A 12640-nucleotide genomic window follows, 5' to 3' on the forward strand; every position below is an offset into this window, starting at 1 on the left:
AAGACGGGGATTTGTCCATCGGAGTTTGTTCATGAGCCAATTCGATGTGCTGTGCATCGGCAACGCGATCGTCGACATCATCGCCCAGGCCGACGAGGCGTTCCTGGTGGAGAACGGCATCATCAAGGCGGCGATGAACCTCATCGACGCGGATCGCGCCAACCTGCTCTACCAGCGCATGGGGCCGGCGATCGAGGCCTCCGGCGGCAGCGCCGGCAACACGGCGGCGGGCATAGCCAGCTTCGGCGGGCGCGCCGCCTTCTTCGGCAAGGTCGCCGAGGATACGCTCGGCGACATCTACTACCACGACATCCGCGCCCACGGCGTCGCCTTCGACACCCAGCCGCTGAAGGGGCCGCCGCCGACGGCGCGCTCGATGATCTTCGTCACCCCCGACGGCGAACGCTCGATGAACACCTATCTCGGCGCCTGCGTCGAGCTCGGTCCCGAGGACGTAGAGCCGGAAAAGGCGCAGGGCGCGCTGGTAACCTATTTCGAAGGCTATCTGTGGGATCCGCCGCGCGCCAAGGATGCGATCCGGCTCACGGCCCGTCTCGCGCACGAAGCCGGCCGGCAGGTTTCTATGACGCTGTCCGATTCCTTCTGCGTCGACCGCTACCGCGACGAGTTCCTCGACCTGATGCGGTCGGGGATGGTCGACATCGTCTTCGCCAACAGCCACGAGATCAAGTCGCTCTACCAGACGAGCTCCTTCGAGACGGCGCTCGACATGATCCGCAAGGATTGCAGGATCGCGGCGGTGACCCGCTCCGAAAAGGGCTCGATGATCGTGCGCGGCGACGAGACGGTGACGGTCAAGCCGACCGCCGTCGGCGAGATCGTCGACACGACCGGCGCCGGCGACCTCTACGCGGCGGGCTTCCTCTACGGCTACACCAAGGGCCGCAGCCTGCAGGACTGCGGCGATCTCGGCTCGCTGGCGGCCGGCCTGGTCATCCAGCAGATCGGGCCGCGCCCGCGCCAGAATTTGCGCGAGGAGGCGATCAACGCCGGCCTGCTCTGATCATAACGCCAGCGCGGCGGCAGCTGCCGCCGCTGTTGCGGCAGATGTGTCGGAGCCTGCCGCTCACTCCCGCCAGTGCTCGGCGACCCAGTCAGCCGGCAGATAGTAGTGGCTGAGATGCTGGCGGATGCCCCCGCGGCGCTTGCCGGTGAAGAGCGCGGCCAAGTGCTGCAGCGGCGTCTTGGTCGCCCGCCCCGACTTCCAGCGTCCCTCGATCGCCTCCGGCGGATTGAGATGGCCGGCGAACAGCACGACCCGGGCGTCCTTCGGCAGGCGCGGCGGCCTGAAGAAGTTGATCGGAAATACGGGAATCAGGTCGTGCCGGAACAGCAGCACCCAGCGGCGCGGCCAGAACTTGATGCCGCCCGGCGCGGTGCGCGTAACGAAGCGCTGCTCGTAGCGGAAGCGCCCGGCGATGCCTTCCGGGTCGGCTTCGAAGGCCTGCTTGAGCGGCAGCAGCTTGCCGACGGGAAACCGGTAGATGGAGGTCTGGCCCAGCCGCTCGAGCGGGCGCACGGGATTGACGGCGAGGATAACGTCGTCCTCCTCGCCATGCTCGAAGAAGCCGTCGAGCGATCCGGTGACGAGCAGGTCGAGATCGAGAAACAGCACCGGACCCGTCAGGTCGGCCAGTTCGGCGCTCCACAGCCGCGCCTTGTTCCAGATCCCCGGCGATTTCGCCGGCAGAGGTGCATCGAGCGGCGGCAGCGGCTCGCAGCGGACCTCGGGGCGAACGCCCTCGCTGCTGTCGGTGAAGCAGGTGAAGGTGAAGGGCGGCGTGATGTTGCGCGCCACCATCGCGTACAGGCGGTTTATGTAGGGCGGACCGTATTTGGTCCCCCAGTTGATGCAGATGATCTGTTTCTTCATCGCCGTCCGGGCGCTCCGCTCATCCGGCACACGGCGTCCGCCGTTTTCCGTCGCCCTTCAAGGCCGCCGCCACAAAGTCCATCCCGATTTGCGCGTCAAGCGGAATCCGCGCAAGGCCGGGGAAGGGCGGACCACCCCTGCCGGTCGTGGCGCCTGACTATCTCGCCGGCTTCGCCTTCTTCGGTGCGGCGGCATCCTCGGAAAGCAGTTTCGCGCGCGCCGCTTCCATGTCCCGCAGGTCTTCCTCGCCGACCTTGGGAAACTGCGGATCGAGCCGCTCCAGGCGCTCGACGAGCGTTGCGGCGATGACCAGCCGGGTGAACCATTTGTTGTCGGCCGGCACGACATGCCACGGCGCGCTCTTGGTGGCCGTGTGGCGGATCATGTCCTCATAGGCCGCCATGTAGTCGTCCCAGTAGCCGCGCTCGTCCACGTCCTTGGCCGAGAACTTCCAGTGCTTTTCGGGGTCGTCCGCCCGCTCCAGGAAGCGCCGCTTCTGCTCGTCCTTCGAGACGTGCAGGAAGAATTTGATGACGATCGTGCCGCTGCGCTCCAGATGCTTCTCGAAGGTGTTGATGTCCTCGAACCGCTCCTTCCAGATATCGTCTGTGATCAGTTCCGGCGGCAGGTTCTGACCGGCCAGGATGTCGGGATGCACACGCACGACGAGGACTTCCTCGTAGTAGGAGCGGTTGAAGATGCCGATCCGACCGCGCTCGGGCAGCTTGGCCACCGTGCGCCAGAGGAAATCGTGGCGCAGCTCCACCGGTCCCGGCACCTTGAAGGAGGTCACGTCGCAGCCCTGCGGGTTGATCCCCGACATGACGTGCTCGATGGCGCCGTCCTTGCCGGCGGCATCCATCGCCTGCAACACGATCAGCACCGACCAGCGCCCTTCGGCATAGAGCCGCTCCTGCAGGTCGCGCAGCCGCTTCACTCCGGTGGCGAGAAGGTCCTTGGCCTCGTCCTTCTCCATGTCCAGCCCGCAGGTATCGCCGGGCTCGATGTCGGCGAGCTGGAATTTCTTGCCCTTCTTGATGCGGAAGGTCTTGATGATTTCGTCTGGCAGCATGCGGTCCCCCCAAATCATAGGCTTCCGCAGTGTGCCGGAGGATTGCTGCCGCGCCAATCCCGCTTGCACAATCGTCGTTGCCGGTCTCCGACCGCTTGGCGGCGCCCGGTCTGGCGACGGCAGCGCGCGCCGGGCCACCGGCGCCTGGTTCCGATCATCCGAACATTTCGGCGACGAGACCGTGTACGCGCCGGAAGGCGGCTTCCGCGCCACCGATCACGGCCGCCTCCTCCGCGCCGTCGAGTTCGAGCGCGTCGAGTGCCGCCGTGAAGGTCCGCCAATGCAGCCCCCGCCCCTCCGGAGCGCCGGCCAGATGCCGGGCCCCGAATGTCTCCGAAAGCCCCAGCTTCTCGGCCGCCTTGAGCAGGAAGGCGGCGCCTAGGTTCGACCCCTCCGCCACGTAGAGCCAGCCGAGCGCTGCCGGAATGTCGGCGTCCGCACCGAAAGCCGGTACCGTGCTGGCGGCCGGCGCCGCGACGGCGAGATCGGCCAGATCCTGCTCGATCAGTCCGAGCCGGCGCCGTCCGGCGAGGTCGGGAAGAAGCCGGTCGAAAACCGGATTGACGTAGAGCGCGTCGATGTCGCGGTGGAACTGATGCTGCACCTTCACGAACAGGCCGTAGCGCTCGCGGCTGGCGAAGGGTTCGCCCGCCATGATCGACTTGTCCAGCCGCTCATGCGTGTCGTGCGTCGCCGCCTTCAGCCGCTTGGCACGGGACAGTTCGAGGGGCTTTTCGATGTCGATCGTCGTCATGTCTGGACTCCAGCGCCGGAGCGCGCTGCCCCGCGGTTCGGTATTGCGAAACGGAAACGCCCTGCGGGAGGGCGCACTCCTGTCTATGACGTTTCGGCCATGCCGATCCGGCAAAATAGATGACCTTTCCACACAAGTTTTCGTGGAAAGGCAAGCGGGAAGCGAACCGGCCGGCGAAAGCTTGCGTCAGCGAGGCGTAGAAACCGCGGCCCGGGCCGGGCTGCTGCACCAGGCTCAACGGATCGCATCATCCCGTACGATTCGGCCGTTCCGGCTCTAGAGCATGATCCCGAAAAGTTGCAGACTTTTTGGACAAAGATCATGCGACAAAACAAACAGATAGAGTGGAATTCCGGTCCATCTTGACCGGATTCCGCTCTAGAACTGCGTCGTGAAGCCCATGCGGATCGTGCGCCCCGGCGATGGCACCACGCCGGTCGACAGCGGATCGATGTAGTAGCGGTCGCCGATGTTCTCGACGCTGAAGTCAAGCGTGGCGGTGTCGTTGAACTTGTAGCTGCCGAAGGCATCGAAGATCGTGGCGGCATGGTAGACCGACGCGACGTTGACGGCGCCGCCGATCTGCTTGTAGCCGCCGTAGCGTTCGCTGAAGAAATAGGCGCGCCCGCCGAGCGTCAGCCGCTGGTCGAACAGGCGCATGCCGGCGGTGACGCTGCCCGAATATTCGGGCGGGATGTTCATCAGGCCGTAGTCGGAGCCGCCCACATTCAGCGCGCAGCGTTCCGGCCGGTACAAGACCGGTTCGTCGCACATGGTTACGTCGGTGTATTTGGTGAAGGCGCCTTCAAGGAAGACGGTCCCGGTGTCGTACTGGACCGAGGCCTCGAAGCCGGTGAAGCGCGCCTCGTCGATATTGGCCCAGGTATAGTACAGATCGCCGCGTGTCCGGATGATGTAGTCGTCATAGGTGTTGTGGAACCAGCCCGCCTTCACCCGCAGCTTGTCGCCGTCGAGCAGGACGTCGTCGCGCAGCACGTTCACCCCGATCTCCCAGTTGCGCGACAGTTCCGGCTTCAGGTCGGGATTGGGAACGAGGTACTGCGTCTGGCTCGCCGCGGTTTCGCGCAGGCTCGGCGGCCGCCACCCTTCCGTGTAGCTGCCGTAGACCTGGATGCCGTCGAAGGGCGTCAGCGTGACGCTGGCGGACGGAAGCAGCCGGCCCTCGTCCAGGGGCGGATAGCGGTCCGTGGCCGGGCCTTTGCCTTCGCTCCAGTAATGGTCGTAGCGCAGCCCCGCCGATACCGTCAGCCAGTCGGTGAATTCGAGGCTCGACCGGTTGAATAGGCTGGCGAGCGTCCTGTCGCCGGTCGGGTTGCGGCCAAGATAGTCCGGATCGTCCGGGGCCCACGGATAGGTTACGAAGCCGGCGTTCTCGCGCGCCTGCTCGAACACGAACTCGCCGCCGTTCTGGGTGGTCAGCAGGCCGAGCGGAGTCTCGGCGATCGAAATATTGGCGAGGTCTCCGCCATAGGTGGTGACATGCGCCTCGATCTCCCGGCCGGGCTCGGCCATGCGCATGACCGTGCTTTTGCTGCGGATGTCCGACATCCACAGGTTCGAGGTGAAGTCGATGAGGTCGTTTTCCTCGGGATCGTAAGCGTAGCTGGCCTTCAGCGTATGCGTCGTCGTCTTGCTGAGTTCGTGCTGTTCGGCCGGGATGAAGAAACCGCCGGGCATCGCGAACGACAGCAGCGTCTCGTCCATCTCGCCATAGGTGTTGCCGTAGTAGATGTAGCTCAGGCCGAGCGAATGGCCGTCGCCCCACTTGACCTTGCCCTTGGCCAGCGCCGAGGTCATGTCCTGCGAGGTGTTGAAGACCTCCTCGCCGGGAGCGAAGGGCGACAGCGGCTTCTCGACCGGCGTCGCGTAGCCCACCCGGTCGTCCAGGAAGGTCGACTTGCCGTTCTTGCCGGTGAAATAGTTGCCCGCCTTGCGCCGCGACACGCCCGCCACGAACTCGTAGTCGTCGGTGATCGTCGCCGCGACGGCGCTGCCGTACCAGCTGTCGCCGTTGAAGAACTCGGGTCCCCCGCCGTCGCGGATGGCGGTTGTGCCCGCGGACTGTGGGCTTTCGGTGTTGGAGCCGAGGCCGCCCTTCACCCGGAAGCCGTAGGTCTGCCCGTCCTTGACGATGTCGTGCGCGTCGATCACCCGCATGTTGACGACGCCGCCCATGGCGCCGACGCCGCCCGCCCCAGCGGAAGGCCCTTTCGAGATGTCGATGCCGCCCAGGAAGTCGGGATCGACATAGACCTCGTTGCGGCTGCCGCGATAGCCGCGATAGGTGTGGGCGGTCTGGCGGGTGCCGTCCACCATGACGTTGACGCGGTTCTGCCCCTGCAGGCCGCGTATGTTCAGGTCGACCGACGCGCCGACCCGGTTTCCGGAGGCGATCACGCCCGGCGCCGAGCGGAAGACGTCGCCGAGCGAGGTGGGCGGCACGCGCTCCAGCTGCTCGGCGCTGATATGGCTGGAGGAACCGGGCGTCTCGAAAGGAACATCCGCCGCGTTGCCGCTGCCCCCGGCGATGGTGATGGGGTCCAGCACCAGCGATCCGTCGCTTGCGGGAGTGGGAAGCGCCGGCCCGCCAGCCTCCACCAGCGCGGCCGATCCCGGTGCGCCGATCCGCACCTGCACGCCCGTGCCGGCGACCAGCCGGCGCAGCGCCTCCGCCGGGCTCATCGCGCCCGACACGGGATTCGAGGTCTTGCCGCGCGCCAGCGCCGACGAATAGCTGATCTGCCAGCCCGTGGCTCGGATGAAGGCATTGATGGCCGATGGCAGGGGCTGCGCCGGGATCGAAAAGTCGACGGTCCGGCTGGTAGTAGGCGCAGCCTGCTGGGCGCGGGCGGCAGGGATAGCCGCGACGGCCGTCCAGCACAGCACGCTCGATGCCAGCAGCGCCGACAGGACGCGCCGATGTCGATTGCCCGTCCTGCCCGCGCCTACCCGAACGCACGCCACCCCGACCCGTCTTGCCATGTCCGATAAGCCCCGCTTGTCCCGTACCAAGGGGCCGCCGGCACGGTGCCGCAACGCGCCCCTCCCACACAGGACGTTCCGGCAGGGCGGAGTCGGAAAAAATAGTTGAGTTTTTAACGAAGGATTATGATGCCGCCGGGAAGGCGGGTCATCGACGCCCCGGCGGCGTCGGCCAGCGTGCGGATGGCGCCTTCGATATCGTCGAGGCGGTAGTTGCCGGTGACATGCACGCGGCCCAGTTCCGCATTGGCGACGATGACCGGCCCGCCATGGTAGCGGCGCAGCTCGTCCAGCACGCTGGCAAGCGGCTGGTCGTCGAAGATGACGCGACCCTCGCGCCAGGCCAGCGCCTCGGTGGCATCCACCGGCATGGCCGTCGACAGTGCCGCGGCCGTCGCCACCGCCATCTGTCCCGGTTCGAGCGCGACGCGCTCGGTGCCGCCGGACAGGCGGCTGACCTCGACCCGGCCGCGTTCGAGCACGGCGCGATCCTGCCCGGCATCGGAGCGGACCGAGAAGGCGGTGCCCGTGACTTCGACAGCGCCGAAGCGCCCGGTGACGCGGAACGGCCGGGCGGGATCGCTTTGCACGTCGAAGAAGGCCTGGCCACCCAGAAGCCGCACGTTGCGGCGTCCGTCCTCGAAATCGATCGCTGCCGCCGAGGTCGTGTCCAGCATCATGGTCGAGCCGTCAGGCAGCGTGATTGTGGACCGCTGGCCGACCGCGGTCAGGTAATCCGCCTGCCAGCGCAGCATGATCGCCGGATATTGCCACAGACCCAGCGCGACAAGCAGGACGGCGGCGGCCGCCAGCCCGCCGGCCCAGCGCGGTCGGCGGCGGGGCGCCGCCACTGTCCGCGTCGGCCGCGTGGGTGTCCCAAGGCCGGCGACCGCCTTGCCGAACGCCGCCGAGCCCCAGATCGCTTCGAGTGCGCGGAATTCCTCGGCATGTCGCGGGCTGCGGGCGAGCCAGGCGTCGAAATCGGCCCGCGTCTCCCGGTCCGGCGTGGCGTTGCGCAGGCGCGCGAACCAGTCCAGCGCCTCGTCGACGACGCGATCGTCGTGTGCCGGCTGCTGCTGGTCCGCTCGTTCGTCGTCTGCCACGCCAGCCATCCGCTGCCACTCGTCCGGGGTCTTATAGCTGAGACGTTCCACGCACTGAAATCCGGCAAAATGGGTTGATGGCGAACGATGTCACGGGCGGCCGTGGTTCGGCGGCGTGCCGGCGCCGCTTGCTCGCTCGACCATCGCTCAGGACCGGTCGGGCCGGGCGAGCGCGGCGCGGCAATGCGCCATCGCCAGCTTCAGGTCGTTGAACACTGTCCGTTCCGACACGCCGAGAAACGCGGCGATCTTGCGGTTCGGCCACTCCTCGATGCGGCTCAGCACGATCACGGTGCGGGCCCGCTCGGGCAGGCCGGCGAGCGCCTCCTGGAACAGTTGGAGCCGCTGGCGCTCGATGACGGTGTCTTCCTGCGACGGCAGATCGGCGGGTATGTCGGCAATCTCGCGCTCGCCAAAACCGTCCGCCTCGACCTCGCCGCGCGTCCTTTTGCGGCGCTGGTGGTCGAGCGCCAAATTGCGCGCGGTCTGGTGCAGGAACGCCTCGACGTGCTCGATCGGCTGGCGCTCGATCGCCTTGCGCGTCCGCAGATAAGCCTCCTGCGCCACGTCCTCGGCGATATGCGGGTCGCGCACGATGCGCAGCACGCTCCAGATCAGCGACCGGCGGTGCAGTAGGAAGATCGAGGTCAAGGTTGCGGGCATCGTCCGGCGCTGTCTGGCGATTTGACTCGCGCGCCTGCGGACGTCGAGCGGGGGCAACCTGAGGCTGTGCATAACCCGATCGGAAATACCGCGCAACAGCCAAGAATCCGGATCTGCCGACCCGACGCCGTCGACTGCCGGCGTACAGGACGCCCGCGCTTGCCGTAATTAATGAATTGCGTTTCTTACATGCGAGGCGTGGAGCCACCCCGCGCCTCCTGGCGATTGGCTACCGGCCCGCTGCGTATCAACCGGCCAGCCGTGCCGCGTGCCACCTGAGGTGGTCGTCCATGAAGGTGGAGATGAAGTTGTAGGAATGGTCGTAGCCGTCCTGCATGCGCAGCGTCAGCGCGATGCCGGCCTTCCCGCACGCATCCTCCAGCAGCCACGGCCTCAGCCCGTCCTGCAGGAAACCATCGGCCGTGCCCTGGTCGACCAGGAATTCCGGAAACCGCCGGCCGTCCTCGATCAGCGCCGTCGCGTCATAGGCGCGCCACGCCGCCTCGTCCGGGCCGAGATATTTTTCCAGCGCCGGACGCGACCAGCCGGCCGTCATCGGCTGCGCGATCGGCGCGAACGCCGAGCAGCTTTTGAACCGCTCGGGATCCCTGAGCGCGATGGTCAGCGCGCCATGCCCGCCCATCGAATGGCCGAAGATCGACTGGCGCGCCATGTCCGCCGGGAAATTCTCGGCGACCAGCCTCGGCAGCTCCTCGGTCAGGTAACTGTACATGCGGTAGTTCTTTGCGAAAGGCTGCTGCGTGGCGTCGAGATAGAAGCCGGCGCCGCAACCGAACTGCCAGTTGTCCTTCTCGTCCGGCACGCCTTCGCCGCGCGGGCTGGTGTCCGGGCAGACGATCATCAGGCCGAGCTCGGCCGCCATGCGCCGGTACTCGCCCTTGTCCATGACGTTGGCATGGGTGCAGGTGAGGCCGGAGAGATACCACAGCACCGGCACGCGGCCGTCCTTGGCCTGCGGCGGCGCGAACACGGCGAAGGTCATGTCGCAGGCGCAGGCGTCGGACGCATGCGTATAGACGCCCTGGATGCCGTCATGGGCCTTGGAAACGGAAACGACCTTCATCGGACCTGCCCTTCTCGTCGAACGATTTTGGCCGGCATAGCCGCCATGCCGGACGAGCGCAACCAACGCAGGCTGTGCCGGCGGTTGTGGTCCGGTACCCCCACCCCCCTCAAGGGCAGGGCTATCGCATATAGGATTTCTGCGACTGCTGCTCGGCCCGCACCCCCACCCCTGACCCCTCCCCACAAGGGGGAGGGGGACTTCGCGGCCGCTATGCAACGCAAAATCGTCGACGATTGGTGCCTGGCGGAGACGCCAGCCGGTCCCCCTCCCCCTTGTGGGGAGGGGTCAGGGGTGGGGGTAATTCCATATGCGGAGACAAAGGCCTTCCGTTCAGGCGGCCCTGGCCGGCCCCGCCGGAAATACGCCGGACATGACGATGAAACCCTTGATGCGCTTGAGCCGGTCGCACCAGCGGCGGATGGCGGGATAATCCTGGCGCGGGATGCCGCCTTCCTCCGACAGCATGATGTAAGGGAAGCAGGCGATGTCGGCGATGGTCGGATGGTTAGCCGCGCAGATCCAGTCGCGTCCCTCCTGCTCGCCGAACCACAGATGCTCGTCGAGGATGCGGAACAGGCGGTGCGCACCGGCCCGCGCCGCCTCGACGTCGAAGTCGTAGAACAGGCCGTCATGCAGGCGCGCGGCCGAGGCCGTGCCGGTGATGCCGTCGGCGAAGGCCAGCCACTGGCCGATCTCGCCGAGCAGCTTTGGATCCTCGCGCGGATACCAGGTGCCGGCGGGGTCGTATCTGGAGGCGAGGTAGACCAGGATCGCCTGCGCGTCGCGCAGCACAAAACCGTCGTCGTCGATCACCGGCAGCTGCCCGAGCGGGTTGAGCTTCAAAAACCAGTCCGACTTGTGCTCGCGGCCGGGATAGAAATCGACCGGCACGGTCTTCCATTCGATGCCGAGCATGCTCATCAGCAGCCGCAGCTTGTAGCAATTGCCGGAGAGTTCGTAGTCGTAGAGCGTGATCATGCGCGGGTGTCTCCGGCTTCGGTTGCGGAGGTCTGCGCGGGCGAGATACCCCCACCCCTAACCCCTCCCCTCAAGGGGGAGGGGAAACTTGCTGCGCCTCTGCTAGACGCCAGTCGGTGGCGGTTTCGCTCGGCATAGCGGCCGCAATGTCCCCCTCCCCCTTGTGGGGAGGGGTTAGGGGTGGGGGTATCCGGCAATGCAGCACAGGCAGTAATGCGCATGCGAACCTCCTAAAGATCCAGCACCAGCCGCGCAGACTTGGCGCGCGACACGCAGGTCATGATCTTGGTGCCCGACCGCTTCTCGGCATCGTTCAGATAGACGTCCTGGTGGTCCGGCTCGCCCTCGATCACCGTCGCCAGGCAGGTGCCGCAGGCGCCCTGCTCGCAGGATGACGGCATGTCGACGCCCGCCTCGCGCACCACGTCGAGGATGGTCCTGCCGGCCGGCACCGTCAGAGTCATGCAGGAGCGCGCCAGCGCCACCTCGAAGCTGGAGCTGTCGTCGATGACCTTCGTGTTCTTGAAATACTCGAAATGCACCGCCGTCTCCGGCCAGCCGAGCTCGGCGGCGATCGTTCGCGCCGCCTCCAGCATCGGCCCAGGGCCGCAGAGATAGAGATGCGTGTCGGGCCTGTAGCCGCTGAGAATCTCACGCAGCTTCGCCCCGGTCTGCTCCGGTGACAGCCCGAGATGCGGCTTCAGCGCCATGCCCAGCGTGCCCGTGCGCTCGGGAAAGGCGAGCTGCGCTTCATTCTGCGCGAAATAGTGCAGGTCGAAGGCGAGATCCTGGTTCTTCAGCGCCTGCGCCATGGCGATCAGCGGCGTGATGCCGATGCCGCCGGCGACGAAGATGGTCTTCACCGCGTCGCGGCGCAGCGGGAAATTGTTGCGCGGCTCCGAGATCGCCAGAACGTCGCCTTCGCGCACCGTCTCGTGCATGCAGGAGGAGCCGCCGGCCGAATCCCGCTCCAGCTTGACGCCGATCCCAAAACTGTCGCTCTCGCCCGGCCCGTTGACGATCGAATACTGGCGGATCAGCCCGTTCGGCATGTGCACGTCGATATGGGCGCCGGGCTGGAAGGTCGGCAGCAGACCCTTGATCGGCCTGAGCTCGAAGCCGGCGATACCGTCGGCCGCCGCCCATTTCCGCGCTACCTGCACCCGGATGGCCGCCTTGCGGCCATGCGGCGTCGCTTCCGGCATCTCGGCCAGCTCCGGCGACACGCGCTCTATCACCGGCTCGATCGGCGCCGGCGCCGGCATTTGCGCGGCATCGCGCTCCAGCGTATCGCGCAGTTTTGACAGAAGCTCGTTGTGATGGCGCAGCACCGCGAGGCGCTCGGCCCCCTCCAGCCTGGAATCGAGCACGCCGCGGATGACCGAGCGGCCGGAATCGACCGGCTGCACGAAGAACACGGCGAGCGTCGCGGCATCGCCGTCGCGCGAACACAGGGCGGCGGAGAAGGCGCCCGCGGCCTCGACCGTCACATCGGCCTCCGCGCCGTCGAGGCGGCCGCTCGGCTGGAAGCGGTAATCCTTCAGCCTGTCGGCGACGAGATCGGCGGGGGCGTTGAGCGGGATGCCGCGCAGCACCAGCAGGTCGCCCTCGGCGAGGCCGGAGACGGCGGGCACCTCGTCCACCGGCTCCTCGGCCGACCACACCAGGCCGTAGCGCTCGACCGCCGGGTAGGTGCGGTTGGTGATGGTGCGGGCCGGCGCGTCGGCGGGATGCGCGGGGATGTAGGTGCAGCCGGCGGTGCGGTTGGAATAGCGCCAGCCGTGATACTGGCACTTCAGTTCGCGGCCGTCATTGATGCCGATCGACAGCCGCACGCCGCGGTGCAGGCAGCGGTTCTCCCAGGCGTTGACATAGCCGTCGTCGGCCCGCCACACGGCGAATTCCCGGCCGAGCAGCTGGGCATGGAAGACATGGCGGAACGGCAGGTCGGAGGACGCGGCGATGGGATGCCATCTGGTCTTGGCGGTGTCGAGCATGGCTACTCTTTCTCGGGCAGGGCGATCGCATATGAAATTACCCCCACCCCGTACCCCTTCTCACAAGGGGGAGGCGGAGCGGCTAGCGT

General features: G+C 66.9%; 10 protein-coding genes. 1 reads left to right on the plus strand and 9 read right to left on the minus strand.

Features of this window, described 5'->3' with window-relative positions; translation table 11 throughout:
• The first annotated feature begins 31 nt into the window (after window positions 1-31).
• Complete coding sequence (locus tag C7I84_RS14145; RefSeq protein ID WP_106772839.1) at window positions 32-1024, plus strand: adenosine kinase; 993 nt, start codon at window positions 32-34, stop codon at window positions 1022-1024.
• Window positions 1025-1087: 63 nt separating this feature from the next.
• Here the strand turns inward: C7I84_RS14145 and C7I84_RS14150 are convergent, their stop codons facing one another.
• The 9 genes from C7I84_RS14150 to C7I84_RS14195 form a co-directional block, all read right to left on the minus strand.
• The gene (locus C7I84_RS14150) at window positions 1088-1894 is read right to left on the minus strand and encodes a glycosyl transferase (RefSeq protein WP_106772840.1); all 807 of its coding nucleotides are present in this window, start codon (window positions 1892-1894) and stop codon (window positions 1088-1090) included.
• A 157-nt stretch (window positions 1895-2051) separates the two neighbouring features.
• Window positions 2052-2966, minus strand: a complete 915-nt coding sequence (locus C7I84_RS14155) for a polyphosphate kinase 2 family protein (protein WP_245428438.1) — start codon at window positions 2964-2966, stop codon at window positions 2052-2054.
• Window positions 2967-3120: 154 nt separating this feature from the next.
• On the minus strand, window positions 3121-3720 hold the full coding sequence (locus C7I84_RS14160) for a biliverdin-producing heme oxygenase (RefSeq protein ID WP_106772842.1): 600 nt from the start codon (window positions 3718-3720) through the stop codon (window positions 3121-3123).
• Window positions 3721-4098: 378 nt separating this feature from the next.
• On the minus strand, window positions 4099-6723 hold the full coding sequence (locus tag C7I84_RS14165) for a TonB-dependent receptor (RefSeq protein ID WP_106772843.1): 2625 nt from the start codon (window positions 6721-6723) through the stop codon (window positions 4099-4101).
• A 113-nt stretch (window positions 6724-6836) separates the two neighbouring features.
• Window positions 6837-7835 carry a FecR family protein gene (locus C7I84_RS14170; RefSeq protein ID WP_106772844.1) on the minus strand — a complete coding sequence of 333 codons (999 nt, stop codon included), beginning with the start codon at window positions 7833-7835 and terminating at the stop codon, window positions 6837-6839.
• A gap of 138 nt (window positions 7836-7973) precedes the next feature.
• A complete protein-coding gene (locus C7I84_RS14175) occupies window positions 7974-8489 on the minus strand; it encodes an RNA polymerase sigma factor (RefSeq protein WP_106772845.1) in 516 nt (171 codons plus the stop codon).
• Between the two features lie 247 nt (window positions 8490-8736).
• Complete coding sequence (gene fghA, locus C7I84_RS14180) at window positions 8737-9573, minus strand: S-formylglutathione hydrolase (RefSeq protein ID WP_106772846.1); 837 nt, start codon at window positions 9571-9573, stop codon at window positions 8737-8739.
• 333 nt (window positions 9574-9906) lie between these two features.
• Window positions 9907-10554, minus strand: a complete 648-nt coding sequence (locus tag C7I84_RS14185; protein WP_106772847.1) for a glutathione S-transferase family protein — start codon at window positions 10552-10554, stop codon at window positions 9907-9909.
• Window positions 10555-10784: 230 nt separating this feature from the next.
• Window positions 10785-12551: a Rieske 2Fe-2S domain-containing protein gene (locus C7I84_RS14195; RefSeq protein ID WP_106772848.1), complete on the minus strand. Its 1767-nt coding sequence runs from the start codon at window positions 12549-12551 to the stop codon at window positions 10785-10787.
• Window positions 12552-12640 lie beyond the last annotated feature (89 nt).

The organism is Kumtagia ephedrae, assembly GCF_003012745.1.
Classification (GTDB): domain Bacteria; phylum Pseudomonadota; class Alphaproteobacteria; order Rhizobiales; family Rhizobiaceae; genus Kumtagia; species Kumtagia ephedrae.

Coding starts and splice junctions, on each gene's coding strand:
- C7I84_RS14185 (WP_106772847.1), bottom strand. CDS start 10,554: ATGATCACGCTCTACGACTACGAACTCTCCGGCAATTGCTACAAGCTG.
- C7I84_RS14155 (WP_245428438.1), bottom strand. CDS start 2,966: ATGCTGCCAGACGAAATCATCAAGACCTTCCGCATCAAGAAGGGCAAG.
- C7I84_RS14160 (WP_106772842.1), bottom strand. CDS start 3,720: ATGACGACGATCGACATCGAAAAGCCCCTCGAACTGTCCCGTGCCAAG.
- C7I84_RS14175 (WP_106772845.1), bottom strand. CDS start 8,489: ATGCCCGCAACCTTGACCTCGATCTTCCTACTGCACCGCCGGTCGCTG.
- C7I84_RS14145 (WP_106772839.1), top strand. CDS start 32: ATGAGCCAATTCGATGTGCTGTGCATCGGCAACGCGATCGTCGACATC.
- C7I84_RS14165 (WP_106772843.1), bottom strand. CDS start 6,723: ATGGCAAGACGGGTCGGGGTGGCGTGCGTTCGGGTAGGCGCGGGCAGG.
- fghA (WP_106772846.1), bottom strand. CDS start 9,573: ATGAAGGTCGTTTCCGTTTCCAAGGCCCATGACGGCATCCAGGGCGTC.
- C7I84_RS14195 (WP_106772848.1), bottom strand. CDS start 12,551: ATGCTCGACACCGCCAAGACCAGATGGCATCCCATCGCCGCGTCCTCC.
- C7I84_RS14170 (WP_106772844.1), bottom strand. CDS start 7,835: ATGGCTGGCGTGGCAGACGACGAACGAGCGGACCAGCAGCAGCCGGCA.
- C7I84_RS14150 (WP_106772840.1), bottom strand. CDS start 1,894: ATGAAGAAACAGATCATCTGCATCAACTGGGGGACCAAATACGGTCCG.